At 53.9% G+C, this 19,809-nt stretch carries 15 protein-coding genes and 3 pseudogenes; 12 read left to right on the top strand and 6 right to left on the bottom strand.

The window, feature by feature from the left end; all coding sequences use genetic code 11:
• Positions 1–41: 41 nt before the first annotated feature.
• The 8 genes from ACEN8Q_RS12325 to istB all read left to right on the top strand — a co-directional run bounded on the left by ACEN8Q_RS12325 (position 42) and on the right by istB (position 9,734).
• A complete protein-coding gene (locus tag ACEN8Q_RS12325; protein WP_413423948.1) occupies positions 42–1,070 on the top strand; it encodes an ABC transporter substrate-binding protein in 1,029 nt (342 codons plus the stop codon).
• Positions 1,071–1,138: 68 nt separating this feature from the next.
• Positions 1,139–2,221: an ABC transporter ATP-binding protein gene (locus ACEN8Q_RS12320; protein WP_413423946.1), complete on the top strand. Its 1,083-nt coding sequence runs from the start codon at positions 1,139–1,141 to the stop codon at positions 2,219–2,221.
• A complete protein-coding gene (locus ACEN8Q_RS12315) occupies positions 2,218–3,102 on the top strand; it encodes an ABC transporter permease (protein WP_413705274.1) in 885 nt (294 codons plus the stop codon). The genes ACEN8Q_RS12320 and ACEN8Q_RS12315 overlap by 4 nt, the downstream gene beginning before the upstream one ends.
• A gap of 4 nt (positions 3,103–3,106) precedes the next feature.
• Entirely contained in the window at positions 3,107–3,937 is an 831-nt protein-coding gene (locus ACEN8Q_RS12310) for an ABC transporter permease (RefSeq protein ID WP_413705273.1), read from the top strand.
• 15 nt (positions 3,938–3,952) lie between these two features.
• The gene (locus ACEN8Q_RS12305) at positions 3,953–5,632 is read left to right on the top strand and encodes a choline dehydrogenase (RefSeq protein WP_413423940.1); all 1,680 of its coding nucleotides are present in this window, start codon (positions 3,953–3,955) and stop codon (positions 5,630–5,632) included.
• Between the two features lie 20 nt (positions 5,633–5,652).
• A complete protein-coding gene (locus ACEN8Q_RS12300) occupies positions 5,653–7,086 on the top strand; it encodes an aldehyde dehydrogenase family protein (RefSeq protein WP_413705272.1) in 1,434 nt (477 codons plus the stop codon).
• A 352-nt stretch (positions 7,087–7,438) separates the two neighbouring features.
• Positions 7,439–8,938, top strand: a complete 1,500-nt coding sequence (gene istA / locus ACEN8Q_RS12295; RefSeq protein ID WP_413424031.1) for an IS21 family transposase — start codon at positions 7,439–7,441, stop codon at positions 8,936–8,938.
• Positions 8,931–9,734: an IS21-like element helper ATPase IstB gene (gene istB / locus ACEN8Q_RS12290; protein ID WP_413423936.1), complete on the top strand. Its 804-nt coding sequence runs from the start codon at positions 8,931–8,933 to the stop codon at positions 9,732–9,734. The genes istA and istB overlap by 8 nt, the downstream gene beginning before the upstream one ends.
• Before the next feature lie 273 nt (positions 9,735–10,007).
• On the opposite strand, the gene folD is transcribed toward istB, so the two are convergent.
• From folD to ACEN8Q_RS12270, 4 genes are all read right to left on the bottom strand, one after another.
• Positions 10,008–10,889: a bifunctional methylenetetrahydrofolate dehydrogenase/methenyltetrahydrofolate cyclohydrolase FolD gene (folD, locus tag ACEN8Q_RS12285; RefSeq protein WP_413423934.1), complete on the bottom strand. Its 882-nt coding sequence runs from the start codon at positions 10,887–10,889 to the stop codon at positions 10,008–10,010.
• Positions 10,890–10,958: 69 nt separating this feature from the next.
• Complete coding sequence (locus ACEN8Q_RS12280) at positions 10,959–11,567, bottom strand: TetR/AcrR family transcriptional regulator (RefSeq protein ID WP_261398014.1); 609 nt, start codon at positions 11,565–11,567, stop codon at positions 10,959–10,961.
• A 126-nt stretch (positions 11,568–11,693) separates the two neighbouring features.
• Complete coding sequence (gene purU / locus ACEN8Q_RS12275) at positions 11,694–12,560, bottom strand: formyltetrahydrofolate deformylase (protein WP_413423932.1); 867 nt, start codon at positions 12,558–12,560, stop codon at positions 11,694–11,696.
• A gap of 479 nt (positions 12,561–13,039) precedes the next feature.
• Positions 13,040–13,291: an MFS transporter gene (locus tag ACEN8Q_RS12270; RefSeq protein ID WP_413705271.1), complete on the bottom strand. Its 252-nt coding sequence runs from the start codon at positions 13,289–13,291 to the stop codon at positions 13,040–13,042.
• A gap of 172 nt (positions 13,292–13,463) precedes the next feature.
• On the opposite strand from ACEN8Q_RS12270, the pseudogene ACEN8Q_RS12265 reads away from it, so the two are divergent.
• Together ACEN8Q_RS12265 and ACEN8Q_RS12260 are read left to right on the top strand one after the other, a co-directional pair.
• Positions 13,464–14,460: pseudogene (locus tag ACEN8Q_RS12265) on the top strand (ABC transporter permease).
• Positions 14,457–14,789, top strand: a pseudogene (locus ACEN8Q_RS12260) (ABC transporter permease); the annotation flags it as partial. The pseudogenes ACEN8Q_RS12265 and ACEN8Q_RS12260, both read left to right, overlap by 4 nt.
• 190 nt (positions 14,790–14,979) lie before the next feature.
• Here ACEN8Q_RS12260 and ACEN8Q_RS12255 read toward each other — a convergent pair.
• Positions 14,980–16,256: pseudogene (locus ACEN8Q_RS12255) on the bottom strand (CitMHS family transporter).
• Positions 16,257–16,365: 109 nt separating this feature from the next.
• Positions 16,366–17,292, bottom strand: a complete 927-nt coding sequence (locus tag ACEN8Q_RS12250) for an SMP-30/gluconolactonase/LRE family protein (protein WP_413427990.1) — start codon at positions 17,290–17,292, stop codon at positions 16,366–16,368.
• 327 nt (positions 17,293–17,619) lie between these two features.
• Here ACEN8Q_RS12250 and ACEN8Q_RS12245 point away from each other — a divergent pair, with 327 nt between their 5' ends.
• Together ACEN8Q_RS12245 and ACEN8Q_RS12240 are read left to right on the top strand one after the other, a co-directional pair.
• The gene (locus tag ACEN8Q_RS12245; RefSeq protein ID WP_413427991.1) at positions 17,620–18,561 is read left to right on the top strand and encodes a hydroxymethylglutaryl-CoA lyase; all 942 of its coding nucleotides are present in this window, start codon (positions 17,620–17,622) and stop codon (positions 18,559–18,561) included.
• Complete coding sequence (locus ACEN8Q_RS12240) at positions 18,558–19,757, top strand: CaiB/BaiF CoA transferase family protein (protein WP_413427992.1); 1,200 nt, start codon at positions 18,558–18,560, stop codon at positions 19,755–19,757. The genes ACEN8Q_RS12245 and ACEN8Q_RS12240 overlap by 4 nt, the downstream gene beginning before the upstream one ends.
• Positions 19,758–19,809 lie beyond the last annotated feature (52 nt).

The raw sequence follows: 19,809 nt of genomic DNA, 5'->3' as shown, positions 1-19,809 counted from the left end.
ACCTCAACTGTCTAATTATCAAAAAAAATACGGAGTTGAAAATGAAGCGATACAAAATAAAAAGTCTTTTTGCTATAGCTGCCTCGTCCTTGGTATGTATGAGTGCTTTAGCAGCGGAAACAATGACGTTTGCAGGGTGGGGCGGAGTATTGCAGGACGCTCAAAGAAAAGCCTATCTCGTACCTGCGTCCGAGAAGCTTGGAATTAAAATCAATGAAGATACACTTGATGGATTGGCCGCTCTTCGTGCACAAGTTCTATCGGGAAAACCTACTTGGGATTTGGTTGAGCTAGGCACCAGCGAATGTACACAAGCCGAAGAGGAGGGTCTGGTTGAACCGCTTGACTTCAAAGTGATTAACGTCGAAGGCGTAGATCCGGCGGTCGTCAGTAAAACCTGGGTGGGGATTTTTGCGTACGCTACAGTGGTTGCGTGGGCGAAGGACACAGGTAAACCCGTTGCTCACAACTGGAAAGAGTTCTTCGATCCAAATGTAAAAGGAGCTCGAGCGCTGTATCGCCAACCTCACCTTACACTCGAAGCTGCACTACTTGGTGATGGTGTTGCTCCAAAAGATCTGTATCCGCTTGATGTTGACCGGGCATTTAAAGCGCTCGAAAGAATCAAGCCACAAGTGGTTAGCTGGTGGAGTGCTGGTGCAGACTCGGCGCAACTACTGCGCAGTCGCGAGGTGGATTTCCTGGCAATTTGGAATGGGCGGGTTGCGGATATAAAGGCCCAAGATGACCAAGTTGACTTCAGTATGGATGGGGGGATTCTCAACCATGACTGTGTTGTCATCCCTAAAGGCGCAGCGAACAAAGCCCTAGCGATGAAGTTAATCAATGAAATTCTCCAACCTAAAAGTCAGGCGACATTAGCTACCTTGGTTCCTTATGCACCTGTCAACTCAAAGGCTTATGAGTTAGGCCTAATTTCCCCAGAGCTCAGCCGTAAACTTCCAACTTCACCTGAAAATATCGGGAAAGTTGCAACTGTCGATCCCTACTACTGGATGAAAAACGAGGCAGCTTTGCGACAGCGCTTCAGCTTGTTCATCGTCAATTGATGTTCGGTGGCGGGCTCTTGTCCCGCCCGAATTTTGAGCTCACATGATTTAGATGAAATGAGGTGAGTATGACCACTGATAATAACCTTTCGTCCTCGATCACCATTGAGGGTGTGACAAAAAAATATGGTGAGTTCGTTGCTCTCGACAACGTTTCCCTAAATGTCCGCAGTGGAGAATTCCTTTCACTGCTCGGAGCGTCAGGATCCGGCAAGACCACTCTGCTAATGGCGCTCGCAGGATTTGTTCAGCCGGATACCGGGAGCGTTCGCTTCGGCGAGCGCGAAATGGTATTTGAGCCGCCACACAAACGTGATTTGGGCATGATGTTCCAGAATTACGCTTTGTTCCCTCACATGAATGTTTTTCAAAACGTCGCCTATCCATTGAAATTGCGCGGCTACTCGAGCAGCGACATCAAGAAACGGGTTCAAAACGTGTTAGAGATGGTCGAGTTGGCGCATCTTTCAATGCGGCGCATCGACGAGATGTCTGGCGGTCAACGGCAACGGATAGCTCTTGCCAGGGCAATCGTTTTTGAACCAAAGATCTTGCTAATGGATGAACCTCTTTCTGCTTTGGATAAGCGCCTTCGTGAATCCATGCAGCTTGAACTTCGGCGTCTGCATGAGCGTCTAGGGATGACTGTTGTATACGTAACTCACGATCAGCGTGAGGCATTGACTATGTCTGATCGCATCGCGGTTATGCAGGCAGGTCGTATTCAACAAATAGATATTCCGGAGGTTCTCTATGAGCGTCCTGCCAGCCGTTTCATCGCCGAGTTCGTTGGAGAGTCGTCTTGCATTCCGGTCGCCATGCGAGATGGCACTGCATGGTTCAGAGATAAACCGGTGAACGCCTTTGTAGTTCCAGGCGCAATGAAAAATCCTTGCCTGGTGATTCGCCCTGAGAAGTTGCGGTTTATTAGCTCGGAAGACGGCTCATACAATCAATTTCATGGGCGAGTCTTGGACATTATCTATCAGGGTGAAAGCCTGCTGTTGGAGGTGGATTTGGGTCAAGGCGAGCGTGTATCTATCCGCCGACCATCTCGTAATAAAGAAGGTGCTCCATTGCCACTTCGCGGGGACGCGGTAGTGCTTGGTCTTCATCCACAAGATAGTCTCGTGGTTGGGGATGCAGCATGACGGCACTAAACATGCAAAGTACGTTATATACAAGCGAGTTGCGTCGAGCACGAAAACGCCAAGGTTGGTTGCTGCTGACACCTATGCTCCCGGCTGTATTACTGGTGTGTTTCACGTTCGTGTTGCCTTTGCTTTGGCTAGGTGGGATGTCTTTCCTTGACGCGGAAGGCAACCTTAGTTTTGAAAACTACACGCGCCTTGTCCAACCCATTTACGTATTGGCTTTCACGCAAACTTTTAAAATCAGCCTTCTAGTAACTGCGGCATGCGTCTTTATAGGCTATCCGTATGCCTACTTCATGGTACATGGCCCTCGCAAGCTTGCGGGGCTGGCAATGGCTATCCTATTGATCTCTCTCTGGACATCGCTGTTGGTGCGAACTTATGCCTGGCTGGTATTGCTGCAGAGACGTGGATTGGTTAATGACTTGTTAATGTCGTTTGGTTTCGTTGATTCACCGCTCACGTTAGTACACAACGAAGTCGGCACGATGATTGGTATGGTGCACATCATGTTACCGTTCATTATCCTGCCGTTGTACGCAGCGATGAAGAGCATAAATCCGATCTATGTCCAAGCGGCTGCAGCTTTCGGTGCTTCTCCTTTGCGGGCATTCTTTGGCGTGTTCTTACCCCTGTCGTTACCTGGTCTCGCTGCCGGCGCAACTCTTGTATTTGTCTTGTGTCTTGGGTTCTACGTCACCCCATCACTTTTGGGGGGAGGACGAGTTCAGGTGCTGTCGATGCGAATCGAAAGTGACGTGTCTCTGAGCGCTAACTGGGGGGTGGCTTCGTCGCTGGGCGTCGTGCTTTTGGTAACGACCTTAGTCTTGCTGTTCACCGTTAAGAGAATTGCCGATAGAAGTCGGCGAAATGGGTGACCTCATGAAATCTAATTTCAAACGCAGACTAACTAGCGTTGCCAGTCAATCCTGGCTATATGCGCTTGTGATCCTCGCAATGTTGTTCTTACTGATACCGACACTAATCGTCATTCCGATGTCGTTTTCTGATGCTCGCTATCTTAGCTTTCCACCAAAGACGCTGAGCTTTCAGGCATATTTGAATTATGTGGCATCGGTGGAATGGCGATCCTCCACCACCGTGTCTCTGATCACAGCTACGATTACGACACTGCTGGCAACGATTTTGGGCACGGCTGCCTCTTATGCACTACATAACAGCACGCAGCGCTATGTCAGGATACTGCGTGGTCTGATGATGGCACCCATGATTGTGCCGACTATTTTCACCGCGCTCGGTCTGTTTTTTGTCTTTGCCCGTTTTGGCTTAAACAATTCAATACCAGGGCTAGTCATTGGGCACACTCTATTGGCGTTGCCCTACGTAATCATCAATGTAAGCGCTGGCCTCAAGACCTACGATATGACTCAAGAGCACGCTGCATGCATCCTCGGCGCATCTCGTATTCGCGCTTTTGTGGATATTACCCTCCCTCAAATCCGGTTTTCGGTAATCGCCGCTGCGTTGTTTTCCTTCGCCGTGTCGCTGGATGAAGCAGTTGTATCGCTTTTCATAAGTGGTGGTGATGGCGCAACGCTCACCAAGCGCATGTTTACCTCGCTTCGTTCGGACATTGATCCGGTAATAGCTGTGGTCGCGACCATCATGACGTTGCTCTCATGCGTCATGCTTGCAATTACCCTAATGAGCCAGCGGCGCGCGCGACGTTACGAAAACGTAACTGAAGCGTAAAGGAGAGAGCTGCTGATGGAGTCCAAGTGTAAAGAATACGATTACATTATCGTTGGGGCCGGGTCTGCCGGTTGTGTCCTCGCTAATCGACTTTCTGAAGATCCAGAGATTTCGGTGCTTCTGCTCGAAGCAGGTGGGAATGACAACAACTTATTCATCCACATGCCGGGAGGCGTGTACAAGGCTTGGCACGATGCGAGGTTTAATTGGAACTACGTGAGCCAGGCAGAAGCCCAAATGGAAAACCGGCGCATACCGATTCCGCGTGGGAAAGTTTTGGGCGGTAGCTCGTCTATCAACTCAATGGTGTACCTGAGAGGGCATCCATCTGACTACGACAGCTGGGCCAAAGATTTTGGTCTACACGATTGGGATTACGCCCACTGTCTCCCGTATTTCAAAAAGGCTGAACGTAGTGAGCGTGGTGCCAACGATTGGCACGGGGGAGATGGCCCTTTGGGCGTTAGCGTAAGCAGTTCCCCAAACGTGCTATATGACGCGTTTGTCGAGGCGGGAGCGGAATCAGGTTACGGGGCATCGGAGGATTTGAATGGTTACCGACCAGAAGGATTAGGTCGCTACGACAGTACCAAGTGGAATGGCCAACGCTGTTCCACTGCGGTGAGTTACCTGCGTCCTGCCATGCAGCGGGCGAATCTGACGGTTTTGACTCACGCGACAGTGCAGAAGGTAGTTCTCGAAGGGGCAAAAGCTACTGGCGTGCGCTTCCTTAAGGATGGCAGCCAACTATTGGCGTCCGCCAAGCTAGAAATTCTGCTGTGTGGTGGCGCGATCAATTCTCCGCAGTTACTCCTGCTCTCAGGGATAGGGCCAAGCGCGCATTTAGGCAGGATGGGGCTCAGAACTCTTATCGAGTTAGAAGGAGTTGGAATGAACCTGCAAGATCATGTCGACTTCATGATGCAATGGAATTGTCCTGAGCCCGTAACATTGGCGTATCTGCAGAATCCATTCGTAAAAGCTGTGGTTGGGGCTCAATGGCTCGTTACAAAAAAGGGCCCGGTTGCATCCAATATTTGGGAAGCTGGCGGCTTGGTTAGAACCGACTCGCGTATCTCTGTTCCAAATATCCAATTCCATTTTGCCCCTGTCGGTATTAACAGCGTTAACGGCCAACTGAAGTTAACACAAGGATTTCAGCTGCACGTAAGTCAGTTACGTCAAGAGTCTCGCGGCCGGGTAGAGCTTGCCGATGCCAATCCTAAATCTCCTCCAAAAATTATTTTCAACTTCCTCAATACAGAAAATGACAAGAGGGAGTTAATCGACGCAGTTCGTGTGGCTCGGCACATCATCGGCCAACCATCCATGAGCAAATTTCGAGGGAAGGAAATCTATCCAGGTGAGGCCGTGAGCACTGACCAGGATATTCTTCGGTTTATACGTCAGTGTGCGAATACCGAGTTCCATCCGTCCTGCACCTGTCGAATGGGAACTGATAGGGGGTCAGTAGTCGGGCCTGACTTGAGGGTACATGGTGTTGAAGGCCTGCGGGTAATCGACGCATCTGTCATGCCGAACGTGATCAGTGCCAACCTCAATGCGACAGTGATCATGATTGCAGAAAAAGCCTCCGACCTAATCAAGCGGCGAGAACCGCTTGCTGCCTACCGACCCCGTTTCTTTTTCGACGAATCTGCAGCAGATAAAGATTTTTGTTTCAGTGCCTCGTAACCCATATTCGGAGTTCTTTGATGCAGTCATATCTGAAATTTTACATTGACGGGTGTTGGGTTGAGTCTCAGGCATCCCTAAGGCTTGATGTTGTTAACCCCTCGAGCGAGGAAACAATTGCTCAAATAGCGTGCGGGGGAGCTGCTGATGTTGATATGGCGGTCGACTCTGCGAAACGAGCCTTCCATTCTTTCTCGCAGACCACAAGGCAGGAGCGTCTTGATTTGCTCCGCAAAATATTAGTGGCATACAACGAGCGTTACGAAGATCTCGTACAAGCCGTCAGTCAAGAGATGGGTGCTCCATTAGCATTTGCTCGTTCTGCACAGGTTTACTCCGGACGTGCTCATTTAGAGGAAAACATTCGGGCTTTGGAAGCATTCAGCTTCGAAGAGCGGCTCGGAAATACCCTCGTGATCAGAGAGCCCATTGGAGTGTGTGCACTTATCACTCCATGGAACTGGCCTTTAAACCAGATCGTCTGCAAAGTTGCGCCCGCACTGGCGGCGGGCTGTGCAGTAGTGCTGAAGCCTAGCGAGGTGGCTCCCCTTAGCGGAATTATTTTTGCAGAGATAATCCATGCCGCTGGTGTTCCACCAGGTGTCTTCAATCTAATAAACGGTACAGGTGCTCAAGTCGGTGAGCACTTGGTCAGCCATCCTCTAGTTGATATGGTCTCATTTACCGGGTCAACCAGAGCAGGGGTCAGTATTGCCAAAGCAGCAGCAGATACCGTCAAGCGAGTGACCCAGGAGCTAGGCGGAAAGTCCGCGAATATCCTGCTAGAAGACGCTGATTTTGAAATGGCTGTCAGTAAGGGTGTTCAAGCTTGCTTCTCGAACACAGGGCAGTCGTGCGACGCGCCCACTCGCATGTTGGTTCCAGCGAGTCGGCAAGACGAGGTGATCGAGATTGCCAAGCGTACCGCATCGCAAATAGTTACCGGGGATCCACGTCACGAAAATACCAATCTTGGGCCTGTTGTCAGCCTTCTCCAATACGAAAAGATTCAGGAACTGATATCCAGTGGCCTAGATGAGGGGGCTACCCCAGTTTGTGGCGGGCTGGGACGTCCGAACGGACTAACGTCGGGCTACTATGTGCGCCCCACGATTTTTGCCGATGTCACTCCTGGAATGCGAGTGGCTCGTGAGGAGATCTTCGGCCCAGTGCTGGTGATCATGCCCTATACAACAGAAGAGGAGGCCATCAGCATGGCCAACGACACTGTGTATGGCCTAGCTGCATATGTGCAGTCCACGGACAAAGCGAGGGCTCGAGAGGTTGCAAAACGCATGCGTGCCGGATCGGTATATTTGAATTATCCAGAGTGGAACATCCAAGCTCCTTTTGGAGGCTACAAGCAGTCCGGTAATGGACGGGAATATGCTCACTGGGGGATCCATGACTATCTTGAGATAAAAGGGGCTGTGGGCTGGTTCGCATCGGCCTAAATTCAGAGCATCGATAATGAGTGCGGAAGCTCCCCTCTCACCCTGAGCTATGTTATGCGGTCAAGTTAATTGGCCGCCTTTGGATGAAGTCAGCCATAGACTCGAATAGAGGAGATACTCGGTCGAACAGCGCCTGTCCCGATGCGATTAAGCAAATTCCTCGGCCATCTCTCCGAAACAGCGGGAAGTCAAACCAGTCTTCCAGGTTGCGGATCTGGTGCCTTACAGGGGCGTGAGTGTTGCCGCTGACCGAAAACTGACCCAGTAAAGGCTGTTCTGCCGACTGAAAACTGACCCAGGTGTTCAACTGCTTCTGCTCACTTTTCGAGCAGGAGAACACAGGGTGATCAGCATGGAAATGTTGGGAAAAATCCGGCGGATGTACTTCCGCGACAAGCTCTCGCTGCATCAGATAGCCAAGCGTACCGGACTGTCGAGAAATACCATTCGAAAATGGGTCAGAGCATCCGAAGCCACCCAGCCAGCGTACCAGCGGTGCGCAACCTTCAACAAACTCAGTCCATTTCACGAGACGCTGGAGCAGGCGCTCAAGGCCGATTCGTTTCGGGCAAAGCACAACCGCAGAAGTGCCAAAGCACTCTTCGAACAGATCAAGGCCGAGGGCTACGACGGCGGCTACAGTCAGCTCACCGCCTTCATACGCTCGTGGCGCGGCGAGCAAGGCAAGTCTTTACGGGCCTTTGTGTCGCTGACCTTTGCACTCGGGGAGGCCTTTCAATTCGACTGGAGCGAAGAAGGTCTGCTGATCGGCGGCCTGTTCCGACGCATCCAGGTCTCCCATATGAAGCTGTGCGCCAGTCGCGCATTTTGGTTGGTTGCGTATCCCAGCCAAGGCCACGAGATGTTGTTCGATGCCCATACCCGCTCGTTTGGCGCGTTAGGTGGGGTGCCGCGTCGCGGCATCTACGACAACATGAAAACGGCTGTCGACAAGGTCAACAAAGGCAAAGGCCGCACGGCCAATGCCCGGTTTGCCGTTATGTGTACCCACTACCTATTCGATCCGGACTTCTGCAACGTGGCCTCCGGCTGGGAAAAAGGCATCGTTGAAAAGAACGTCCAAGACAGCCGACGGCGCATCTGGCTCGATGCTCAAAACTGCATGTTCCATACCTTCGAGGAACTGAATGCCTGGCTCGGCCAACGCTGCCGTGTGCTCTGGGACGAACTGGTGCACCCGCAGTACAACGGGCTGACAGTGGCGGACGTCCTGGAGCTGAAACGCGCCGAATTGATGTCGATGCCCACCGCCTTTGATGGCTACGTCGAGCGCACCGTACGGGTCTCCAGCACCTGCCTGATCAGCGTGGCGCGAAATCGCTACTCGGTGCCGTGTGAGCGGGTCGGTCAGTGGGTCAGCAGCCGCTTGTATCCCACGCGGGTGGTGGTGATCGCCGAAGAAACGATGATTGCCTGTCACGAGCGCCTGTTTGATCGAGATCAGGTCAGTTTTGACTGGCAGCATTACATCCCGCTCATCGAACGCAAGCCCGGTGCGCTGCGCAATGGCGCTCCATTTGCCGATCTGCCGAAGCCGTTGCAACTACTAAAACGCGGTCTAAGGCGTCACACCAATGGTGATCGAGTCATGACGCAGGTACTAGCGGCGGTTCCCATCGCCGGGCTCGACGCCGTATTGGTGGCTGTGGAGTTGGTACTTGAATCAGGCAGCTTGACTGCTGACCACATCCTGAATGTCCTGGCTCGACTGACATCGACAGCAGCCCCTCCGTCCGCCGAAACCAGCCTTCAACTGAAGATAGCGCCTGTCGCCAATACGGCGCGCTACGACCGGCTCCGTACCACCGATGAGGAGACTCGCAATGCGTGATCTGATGGCTGAACTCAAAGAACTACGCCTGCATGGCATGGCCAGCGCCTGGGAAGAACTGGCGTCTCAAGGAGAAGCCTCGACAGCGTCGTCGAAATGGCTACTTGAGCATCTTCTCCAACAAGAACATGCGGATCGGGCGGTACGCTCAGTGAACCACCAGATGAACATGGCCAAACTGCCCATGCATCGAGATTTGGCCGGCTTCGACTTCAGCGCTTCCAGCGCAGACGCCCGCCTGATCAAGGATCTGTCCAACCTCGAGTTCACCGATACCGCACAAAATGTCGTGTTCATCGGCGGGCCTGGCACAGGAAAAACACATCTCGCCACCGCCTTGGCCGTTTCCGGGATCACGACGCATCACAAACGCGTGCGCTTCTACTCCACGGTGGATCTGGTCAATTTAGTGGAGCGCGAAAAGTACGACGGCAAGACAGGCCGAATCGCTCAAGGGCTGCTACGAACAGACCTGGTGATACTCGATGAACTGGGGTATTTGCCCTTCAGCCAGAGCGGTGGCGCCCTGTTATTTCACCTGCTATCCAAGCTGTACGAACACACCAGCGTGGTGATCACCACCAACCTCAGCTTCTCGGAATGGTCGAGTGTGTTTGGCGACGCCAAGATGACCACGGCGTTGCTGGATCGGCTGACACATCACTGCCACATCGTCGAAACGGGCAACGAGTCCTACCGTCTGCAACACAGCAGCCTGGTCGCCCAGACCAAGATCAAATCACGTGAACGAAAGCGCAAAGACGATGATGGTGCCGAGGACGATGAGCTGTTTTGATCTGCACCGAAAATACCCTGCCGCATGCCCACATGCGGTGGGGCTAAATGCCCCTTCCATCGGGACACGACTGCTAAGCTTATCCACAATTGCTGATGCCAAAATCAGCAATCCGCCCTAGGTCAATTTTCAATCGGCAGGGTGGGTCAGTTTTCAATCAGCGCCGACACATCCATCCATGCTAGTGCTTCTTGAGCATTGGAAATTGTGCGCGGCATAAAAGACCTCACTATCGGCAGTGGTGTAAAACATCGTCGGCTTCGCCGGGTGGTATCAATTGTCAATGGCTGCGGCAAGCGACTTTGCTGCAATTAGCGTGTTTTTCATTAAGCAAACTACTGTCATTGGGCCAACTCCTCCTGGAACAGGTGTTATCGCGCCGGCAACACTCAGAGCTGAGGCGTAATCAACATCTCCAACGAGCTGTTTGCCACTGTCGTCATCAATACGATTGATCCCGACGTCAATTACCACGGCGCCTGGCTTTATGTAGTTAGAGGAAATAAAGCGCGGCCGCCCAACAGCTACTACTAGTATGTCAGCCTTTGAACATTCATACCGCAGGTTCCGTGATCGTGAGTGTACGATGGTCACGGTGCAGTTTTCGTTCAATAGCAGGCTCGCCATAGGCTTTCCTACGATGTTCGACCTCCCCACTATTACCGCCTTCTTTCCCGCCAAATCTCCTAAGCGATCCTTCAGAAGCAGCAGGCATCCTAAAGGTGTACAAGGGACCAATTTAGGGTGCCCTTGACTAAGCATCCCCACGTTAACGGGATGGAAACCATCGACATCCTTAGCAGGATCGATCGCGGTCGTGATCAACCGTTCATCAATTTCGGGAGGGAGTGGTAATTGAACCAAGATGCCGTGAACTAAAGGGTCGCTGTTAAGTTTGCAAATGAGCGAGAGAATCTCCTCCTCGCTGCTGGTTGACTCCAGGAAGTACGGGTAGGATTTAATCCCCGCCTCCTCAGCTTTTTTCATTTTCGTAGACACATAGACTTGGCTGGCGGCGTCCTGTCCTACCAAGATGACAGCAAGCCCAGGAGCATGTCCATGCTGGTCACGGAATTCGAATGCCTCCACTGAAACCGTCTCAAGTAGACGAGCGGCGAAAGATTTTCCATCGATAATCAGGTCGGATTTTGTCATTGTTTTTTCTCAGGGAGTCGGGTAGAGAAATATTTACGATTAATTTCTTGGTAGCATTTTTCGCTATTTTTAGCCCGGTGCTGGATTGAGCATTCGCAGGATCTGGCGTTGCCCATGGCAAATAATTTCAGTGCTGGAGATTTCCAAAGTGCTCAAATGGTTAAGCATTGCTATGATGCTGGTCTTCGTGCACCGTAGATCGTCGTAAGCAAAAAGACCCACGTTCTTTCCCTGCTGCAATATGCAATTCAGCGAATGCTGCCAACGCTCGCGAGATTCTCGGATAACAACCTGCTGGTTAGGCGTTAGATTTCTATGCTCAAGCACCGCCAGTTGGAAATTCTCCGAATGGCTAGACAGGAAGCTTAAATATCGCTTGATGAAATCAAGAAGCTGAATCTTCGGAGTTGCTCCTCTTACAGCTTTAAGGGCCGCAGCCAGGGCGTACTCATGTTCCTCGAGTAGGTCGAAAAGCAGCGCTTGCTTACTCTCAAAATGGTGATAAAGCGAACCAGCGTGGATGCCCAGCTGATCGCCAAGCTTCCGCAAGCTTACCCCATGAAACCCTTTTGAAAGGAATAAGGTAGTGGCAGTGCTATACAGAAGCGAGCTACCGGATTCGATATTACGCCTTTTGTTTCCAGCAAAAGCCGAGGATTCAAGAACGGTATTGTTCATGGCTCGCATTCATCCGCGATGTTTAAATTTGCGCTCAAATTAAGCCTCCAAGTCTTAATTTTCGGGAGGCCGGATTGATGAATTAAATGCTTATGGGCAAGCTCTTGAAGAAAATACGAGCCGTTGTCAGCGGAAAATAATGGTCCGACTGCCGTTCATGAATACACGGCGTTCGATATGCCATTTCACCGCTCGAGAGAGGGCGAGAGTTTCGGTGTCACGGCCAACCGCGACCAATGCCTCGGCAACGTATGCGTGATCGACGCGTTGCACCTCTTGCTCGATTATTGGACCTTCGTCCAAATCGCTGGTGACGTAGTGTGCAGTAGCGCCGATGAGTTTCACGCCGCGTTCATATGCTTGATGGTACGGCTTCGCTCCTTTAAAGCCAGGAAGGAAGGAATGGTGAATATTGATAGCGCGTCCGGACAGCTGCTTGCACAGATTGTCGGAGAGAATTTGCATGTAGCGCGCTAGTACAACCAGTTCCGTGCCAGTGTCCTGCACGATTTTCATTAATGCAGCCTCCTGTTGCGCCTTTGTTTCCTTTGTTATTGGCAGGTAAACAAATCTGATTCCCTCGCGCTCTACCATGGGGCGTAAGTCCAGATGATTGGACACAACCGCAGTAATCTCCATTTCGAGATCCCCTTTGGCGCGTCGGTATAATAGATCAGAGAGGCAGTGGTCGAATTTACTCACCATTAAAAGCACCCGCATCGGGTCATTCTCGGGATGAATAGACCAGTGCATATCGAATCTTTCGGCGATCGAAGCGAAATCGTTTCGCACAGAATTGAGATCGATAGCCGCTCCATCGTTGCAGCGGAACAACGCGCGTGTGAAAAACCTTCCATTTTGCTCGTCGTCATACTGTGCCATTTCACTAATATAGAAACCGCTCTCAGCAAGGAAAGAGGAAATCGCTGAGATTATCCCCGACGTAGCCGGACAGCTTACGTTTAAAATGTAATTGTTGGCTGTAGTTTGCATAATCTCATCCCGATATGATTTGTGATTTGCCTAGTGGTCAAAACCGCCGATGTGACAATGTTATGACCGTGATGAATTCATTACCTGGAGCGGCCTCAGTATCAATCAGCTTCGGATGGCCAAATCCACCCAACCTGCCGCTGAGATCCAGGTAGGGCTCACACATCGCCACGGCGCATGGGCTTTCAGGGGATGGGAGCCTGGATGCTGGACGCTCGTGAACTATATTCTGATTTTGTTCATGAACGATAGAGTATTTCCGTTCATTGAGCAAGCTGCCAATCTTGATGTAGCGGTCGCGCCGTATGCCTGATGGGGCAAGAATGGGAGCGGGGGAACGCTGATGATGGCAACTGCTCAACACGGATCTGCGGGGGGGGCGTAGCTGCCGTTAAGCTTGTATGACGGCTATCTGGTTTTATGGGGGCCTTTCAGGGGGGATGCCTCTCGGCGCCTTTCTCCGAGATGAAACTGCCTCCTCAGTAGGCTGTGGCCGCCTGAGTGTTGGTCACGGTTTTACCGTATACCAGCTTGATCACCGCTTCTGCTTCTTTCACGCGGCCTTTGCTGGCCAGCCAACGGGGCGACTCAGGGATGCCGCGGCGGATTATCACCACGATCAGACCCACTACTGCGCCACTGAACAACATCCAACGCCACATAGAGTGGTCGCCAGTCCAGGCCACTACGACATAACCACGATGAAGGCTGTCATAGCGCCTACTGACCATGCCAGGCCTGACAGTCCGATCATGAAAACTCGCCCTTCGTGGTGGCCCTGCAAGGCCGTAACCAGGTCGCGGTCCATGCCGGGGTAGAGGGTGTCCTGCAGAACATCACTGTTTCGCTGCCGTATTTCGATCAGGTGAGCAAAATCAAGTGAGGGCGGGAGCTTCTCGCGGGATACAAGTGACCGGTAGCGGACTGTTGACGCTGTTGGTCACGCTCGTCGGCCTGTTGTTTTTCACCTTTGTGCTGACCACCTTGTCACCCGTGGATCCGGCATTACGCATCGCCGGCGACCGCGCCAGTGAATCAACCCTGACTCAGGTGCGTACGGATCTGGGGCTCGATCAGCCCTGGCCGGTGCGATTCGGTCGCTACCTCAAGCAGCTGACACAGGGCACCTGGGCGTTTCGAATACATCCAGCCAACCTGTGCTGGATGATTTGAAACGTGCACTGCCCGCGACGCTGGAACTGGCGACCCTGGCGATCATTCTGGGCGCCAGCCTGGGATTGTCGTTGGGGCTGCTGGCTGCGTGGCGGCCAGGTGGCTGGGTCGACACTCTGGTGCGATTGTTTTCCCTGATTGGTTATTCGGTGCCGGTGTTCTGGCTTGGCTTGCTGATGTTGTTGCTGTTCTACGCAAAGTTGCAGTGGGCAGGAGGTCCGGGACGCCTGGATGATGGGTATTTCTACAGCATCGAATTGTCCAGCGGCTGGGTGCTCTGGGGTACCTGGCGCTCCGGTGAGTCGGGAGCGTTGGCGAATGCGTTTTCGCACCTGGTGTTGCCGGTGTTGGTCTTGGGTTTTTATGCCATGCCGGTATTTGCCGGCTCACGTGCTCTGCGTTGCTGGGTGAGATGGGCAAGGAATATGTGATGACCGCATTGGCTAAGGGCGCCGGGCGCGGGCGGGTGTTGTTGCGCCATGTTTTGCCCAATGTCGCCGGCACGTTGGTAGTGGTGGTTGCGCTGTCCTACGCCAGTTTGCTCGAAGGATCGATTCTTACTGAAACCGTATTTGCCTGGCCGGGCATTGGCCGCTATTTGACCACGGCGTTGTTCGCCGGCGATGTACCGGCGATTCTGTTGATCGGACTGTGTTTCGTGGTCGTCAATGGCCTGGCTGATGTGCTGGCAGGCCTTATCGATCCACGTATCCGGGAGGTGTCATGAGTGTTTCCGTTGCCTTCGACGGCGTATTGGTCCGGCGCTGGTGGCGCAGCTCGCCTGCTTTGGCGCTGGGTGTATCGCTGATCGTCGTGCTGGTATTGGTGGCGGTGTTCGCGCCGCTGTTGAACGGCTTTGATCCGAACCAGCAAAATATTCAGGAACGCCTGTTGCCACCTTCGGCCCAACATTGGTTGGGTACCGACGGTTTTGGCCGAGACCTCTTCACGCGTTTGCTCTACGGCACCCGTCCAACCTTGTTGCTGGTGTCACTGGTCTTGCTGCTGACCTTGCCAATCGGCGTGCTGGTCGGTGTCACGGCGGGCTTCTATGGCTGCTCGACGAGCCAACCTCGGCGTTGGACATGACTGTCCAGGCCGAGATCCTCAACCTGCTCCAGACGCTGCGTCGTGACACCGGCATGACCATGATCCTGGTCAGCCACGATATGAACACGGTTGCTCATCTCTGTGACATAGCGCTGTTGATCAAGCAGGGCGGTATCGAGCAGCGACTCGATCGTGCTCAGTTAAGAACCGTAATCGCTCCAACCCCAATGGCGGCGATCAACATCACCAGTACTGTCCCGACCGTCCATTTCAGTGAGACGCGCTGATTGTCGCCGTAGTCGATATCCAGCAGTCCGCACAGCAAATACGTGGACGCAACCAGTGGGCTGAGCAAATGCACGGGCTGACCGATCAGTGAAGCGATCGCCATCTCGTGTCGATCTATTCCATAGTGAGCCGCCGTTTCTGCCAGGATGGGCAGCACGCCAAAATAGAAAGCATCATTGGTCAGAACGTAGGTAAACGGCATGCTGAGCAGTGCGGTAATCACCGACATGTAGTGACCCGACTGCTGCGGCAGGAGGGAGACCAGGTTTTCCGAGATGGCCTTGATCATCCCGGTGCCGCCCTTGATGCCGACGAAAATGCCCGCCGCGAAGATCAGCAAGGTGACGGCCATGACGTTGTCCGCATGCCGGGCGATGACTTCCTTTTGTTGTTTCAGCGTCGGGAAATTGACCAGGCATGCGAGGCCAAAGGCAATCATGAACAGGATTGGCAATGGCATCAGACTCAGCATCATGCAAGCGATCAGCGTAAGGGTGAGCGAGAGGTTGAACAGAAAGCGCGGATCATTCAGGCGAATATGAGCATAGCCTTTGAGCACTTCGTCCTCGCTCACGCTGACTCGCCCCAGGCGGCGATATTCCATGCGCCCCAGCCACCAGGCGGCAAAAATGACCCATAGCCCACCGGCGACCATAATCGGAATCATCTGCACGAACAATTCGGTGATGTCGACATGCATGGCGCTGGCGGCACGGGAAAACGGCCCTGCCCAAGGCAGGATGTTCATCACGCCAATGGCCATCAGCAACACCGTCGCCATCACCTGCAAGCGGATGCCCGTCAATCGGTACAGTGGCAGCAGCGCGGCGGTGGCGATGATGTAGGTGGTAGCGCCATCGCCATCCAGCCCGACGCATAGCCCGAGCACGGCCGTGCCGACGCCGGATCGCCCTGGACCAGTCGCAGGAGTACCTTGATGAGCGGGTTGAACAACCCCGCGTCGGTCATCATGCAGAAATAAAGGATCGCGAAGGTCAACATGATGCCGGTGGGGGCCAGCATCTTCACGCCATCGAACATCATGGTGCCCAGTTGCGGGGCGAAACCGGCCAGGCAGCCAAATGCGATGGGTACAAGCAGCAACGCCACCAGCGGTGACAGGCGCTTACTCATGATCAGGTACATGAAGCAAGTGATCATGGCATAGCTGAGAAAGATCAACATGGGATGCCCCCTTTTATTGGTTTTGTCGGGTGCGGGCAGGTGGCGCCCGCTTTTTTCAGGTCGAGCGAACCCCGTGCGCATTGCGCACAAGGTCTGCGTTTTAGGGAATTCAGCTGTGGGAGTACATGGGCTGGCCAGCGTGCTCGAGATCGGCGACCAGAATCGCGCTGCTGGATGAGTCGGTGATAAACAGCTGTTTATTGCCTTGGCCGCCAAAGGCCAGGTTAGTAACGGTGCGACCCTGGGTGCAGGCACGAATGCGGTAGAGCGGCACGGCGTGGGAATCGAAAACCCACACGCAGCCATTGCCCGCGTCGCATACGTACAGGTTGCCGTCGGTGTCCAGTGCCATACCGTCCGCGCCACTGACGCCGCCCGCCATGGCGGTGAAAATTCCGACCTTGCTGGTACTGCCATCGCGCTTGATCGGCAGCCGCCAGACCGCGTTCCCGCGGGTCATGGCCACAAATAGCGCATTCTGAGCGACGTCCATCACCAGCCCGTTCGGGCTGGGGCCGTTGTCGATCAGGCAGGTCAGCATTTCTTTATCCAGATCGTAGGTGAACACCCGGCCAGTGGGATCGTGCTGGCCTGTCTGTCCTTGATCGGTGAAGTAGAGTTTGCCGGCAGCGTCGAAAAACAGGTCGTTGACCCCTTTGAATCCTTCGCTGCGGTTATGAGTGAGAAACGGGTTGATCACGCCACTGTGAGGGTCCAGTACCAGGATGCCGCGTTTGTAGTCGGCGATGAAGATTCGGCCATCGCGATGGATCTTCAGTCCGTTGGGCCAGCCCTCGTATTCGACCACCAGCGTCCACGTGCCCTGCGGATTAATACGAAAGATTCGGCCATAGGGAATGTCGGTCACGTAAAGGTTGCCATGTACATCGAACGATGGACCTTCCAGAAAGCTCTCGACCCTTTGCCCGGGTTTGTTCGCCCGCACCCAGTCTGAGTCGCCATCCTTGTGGAATGCTCGGGGAAGGGTGGTGAATAAACGCGTGGTTAAATCGCGCGGGGGGGCATACAGGCTCACTGGGACGTCTCCTGGCAGGCGAAGAAACGCGCACCGGTTTTGCGGCTGCGAGCGCTTCGTTAGGTCTTGTTGTTCTGTCTAATAGAATTATATGCCTACAGACAGAACAAATGTCGATGTTATTGGCCCATCTGTCAACCGTTCGATCGTCATTCGTCGCCCCACTGTTCCCCGATTGCCGATCCGGTTTGCGCTGTGTGCATGCCATGTTTATTCGAATTCCGGATAGACGGTGCGTTGACAGCGGAAAAGACCAGGCTCATTCTATAAACAGAACGACGTTCTGGCTAATAGAACTATCTGATTTATACATCCGGAGACCGGGCGATGAACCATAAGAAAAACATCGACATTTTGATCAGTGAGGTAGGTCCGCGAGACGGGCTGCAAAGTGTCAGTGCGACAATGCCTACCGAATTGAAGCTTCAATGGCTAACCGCCCTGGCGGACGCGGGACTGGGGGAAATCGAAATCGGCTCCTTCGTATCGCCCAAGCTTTTGCCGCAAATGGCCGACGCCGCGCAGTTGGTCGAACACATGCGTCAGCGACCGGAAGTGTTCGTCACTGCCCTGGTACCCAATCTCAAAGGGGCACAGGCCGCGTTCGCTGCCGGAGTGCAAAAAATCACGTTGCCGATCTCGGTCAGCGAGCCGCACTCGATCGCCAACATCCGCAAGACGCATGATCAGGTCTACGAAGAGGTGCGCTCGATTGTCGCCCTGCGTAATGAGCGATACACCCATGTGGAAATTGAAGCGGGCTTGTCCACGGTGTTTGGCTGCACGATCCAGGGCGAGGTACGCGAAGACGATGTGATTCGCATGGCGCTGATCATGGCGCGCCTGGGCGTTGACGAGGTGGGGTTGGCCGATACCGTTGGTTATGCCAATCCAATGCAGGTCCGCAGTGTGTTCACGAGATTACGCCAGGAAATCGGGGGCATGGCCGGCAGTGCGCACTTCCACAACACTCGAGGGCAAGGCCTGGCAAACGTAGTGGCGGCGCTGGAAGTGGGCGTCACGACGATAGATGCTTCCCAGGGTGGCATTGGCGGGTGCCCATACGCGCCAGGCGCATCGGGCAATATCGTCACCGAGGACCTGGTCTACCTGCTCGAATCCATGGGGCTGCGTACCGGCGTCGATATCGACAAGCTGGTGGCGGCGCGGGAATGGTTGAAGAAAGGGTTGCCCGGTGAGCCGCTGTACGGATTCGTCCCCGATGCCGGTGTAGGCAAGAACTTCCACTATGCCGGGGGTGCACGATGAGTGCCCGTAACGCTAACCTGCAAACCTTGCCACTAGCCGGTGTGCGCGTCATTGAGTTCGTGCATATGGTCATGGGACCGACCTGTGGTCTGGTCCTGGCCGACCTGGGGGCCGAAGTCATCAAGGTGGAGCCTACTCCCGAGGGTGATAACACGCGTCGCTTGACCGGTTCAGGCGCCGGATACTGGGTGACGTACAACCGCAACAAGAAAAGCTTCGCCGTCGATATCAAGACGACTGATGGCATGGCCGCCGTACGCAAGCTGATAGAAACCGCTGACGTAGTCACCGAGAACTTTCGGCCTGGGGCGATGGAAAAGCTTGGCTTGGGATACGAGCAGGTCAAGGCCATCAAGCCCGATATCATTTACAGCTCCATGAAGGGCTTTTTGCCAGGGCCTTACGCGCACCGTACCGCACTGGATGAAGTGGTGCAGATGATGACCGGCCTGGCGTATATGACCGGGCCTGAGGGGCGACCCTTGCGGGCGGGCGCCTCGGTCAATGACGTGATGGGCGGAATGTTCAGCGCCATTTCGATCCTGGCTGCGCTCTGGCAGCGCAAGGCGACCGGGGAAGGGCAGTTCGTGCAGACCGGCCTCTTTGAGAACTCGGCGTTCCTGGTAGGCCAGCACATGATGCAAATGGCGACCACGGGCAAGCCCGCGGCACCGATGCCCAGCCGGCTTTCGGCGTGGGCCATCTACGACGTTTTTGATACCTGTGATGATCAACAAGTGTTCATGGGCGTTGTCAGCGACAGCCAGTGGCTGAGCTTTTGCCAGGCATTTGGTTTCGAGCAGTTTGGGCAAGATCCCTTGCTGGCTAAAAATACTCAGCGTGTGCAGGCACGCTCGACGATCCTGCCTGTGGTCAGAGAACGTCTTTCGCAACTGAGCAAGCAGTCTGTCATGGACATGTGTGAGCAGGCAGGTCTTCCTTTCTCGCCCATCCAGCGTCCCCAGGACCTGTTTGACGACGTCCATCTGAATCAATCCGGTGGTCTGGCGCATCTGGCTCTGGATAACGGCGACGAGGTGAAAGTGCCGATGCTGCCCTTTGAAATGAATGGCCAGCGTTTCGATGCGCGTCTCAATGTGCCTGCCCTGGGAAGCCATTCCGAGGAGCTACTCATGCAAATGGGCTATGCCGAGACGGACATCGACGAACTGCGCGCGCGCGGCATCGTTCGCTGATCAAAGCCGGCAGGCATCACAATCGCTGGTGGTAATTCCCGCCACCGGCCCT

Origin of the sequence: Pseudomonas sp. Pseusp16, from assembly GCF_047324915.1 — a bacterium.
Taxonomy (GTDB): domain Bacteria; phylum Pseudomonadota; class Gammaproteobacteria; order Pseudomonadales; family Pseudomonadaceae; genus Aquipseudomonas; species Aquipseudomonas fluorescens_CD.
Note: the sequence above shows the minus strand (reverse complement) of the source record. Positions and strands in the feature narration are given on the sequence as shown.

What these genes read in the sequence shown, in the direction of transcription:
- ACEN8Q_RS12325 (WP_413423948.1), top strand. Translation starts at nt 42, where the DNA reads ATGAAGCGATACAAAATAAAAAGTCTTTTTGCTATAGCTGCCTCGTCC.
- ACEN8Q_RS12320 (WP_413423946.1), top strand. Translation starts at nt 1,139, where the DNA reads ATGACCACTGATAATAACCTTTCGTCCTCGATCACCATTGAGGGTGTG.
- ACEN8Q_RS12315 (WP_413705274.1), top strand. Translation starts at nt 2,218, where the DNA reads ATGACGGCACTAAACATGCAAAGTACGTTATATACAAGCGAGTTGCGT.
- ACEN8Q_RS12310 (WP_413705273.1), top strand. Translation starts at nt 3,107, where the DNA reads ATGAAATCTAATTTCAAACGCAGACTAACTAGCGTTGCCAGTCAATCC.
- ACEN8Q_RS12305 (WP_413423940.1), top strand. Translation starts at nt 3,953, where the DNA reads ATGGAGTCCAAGTGTAAAGAATACGATTACATTATCGTTGGGGCCGGG.
- ACEN8Q_RS12300 (WP_413705272.1), top strand. Translation starts at nt 5,653, where the DNA reads ATGCAGTCATATCTGAAATTTTACATTGACGGGTGTTGGGTTGAGTCT.
- istA (WP_413424031.1), top strand. Translation starts at nt 7,439, where the DNA reads ATGGAAATGTTGGGAAAAATCCGGCGGATGTACTTCCGCGACAAGCTC.
- istB (WP_413423936.1), top strand. Translation starts at nt 8,931, where the DNA reads ATGCGTGATCTGATGGCTGAACTCAAAGAACTACGCCTGCATGGCATG.
- folD (WP_413423934.1), bottom strand. Translation starts at nt 10,889, where the DNA reads ATGACAAAATCCGACCTGATTATCGATGGAAAATCTTTCGCCGCTCGT.
- ACEN8Q_RS12280 (WP_261398014.1), bottom strand. Translation starts at nt 11,567, where the DNA reads ATGAACAATACCGTTCTTGAATCCTCGGCTTTTGCTGGAAACAAAAGG.
- purU (WP_413423932.1), bottom strand. Translation starts at nt 12,560, where the DNA reads ATGCAAACTACAGCCAACAATTACATTTTAAACGTAAGCTGTCCGGCT.
- ACEN8Q_RS12270 (WP_413705271.1), bottom strand. Translation starts at nt 13,291, where the DNA reads ATGGTCAGTAGGCGCTATGACAGCCTTCATCGTGGTTATGTCGTAGTG.
- ACEN8Q_RS12245 (WP_413427991.1), top strand. Translation starts at nt 17,620, where the DNA reads ATGAACCATAAGAAAAACATCGACATTTTGATCAGTGAGGTAGGTCCG.
- ACEN8Q_RS12240 (WP_413427992.1), top strand. Translation starts at nt 18,558, where the DNA reads ATGAGTGCCCGTAACGCTAACCTGCAAACCTTGCCACTAGCCGGTGTG.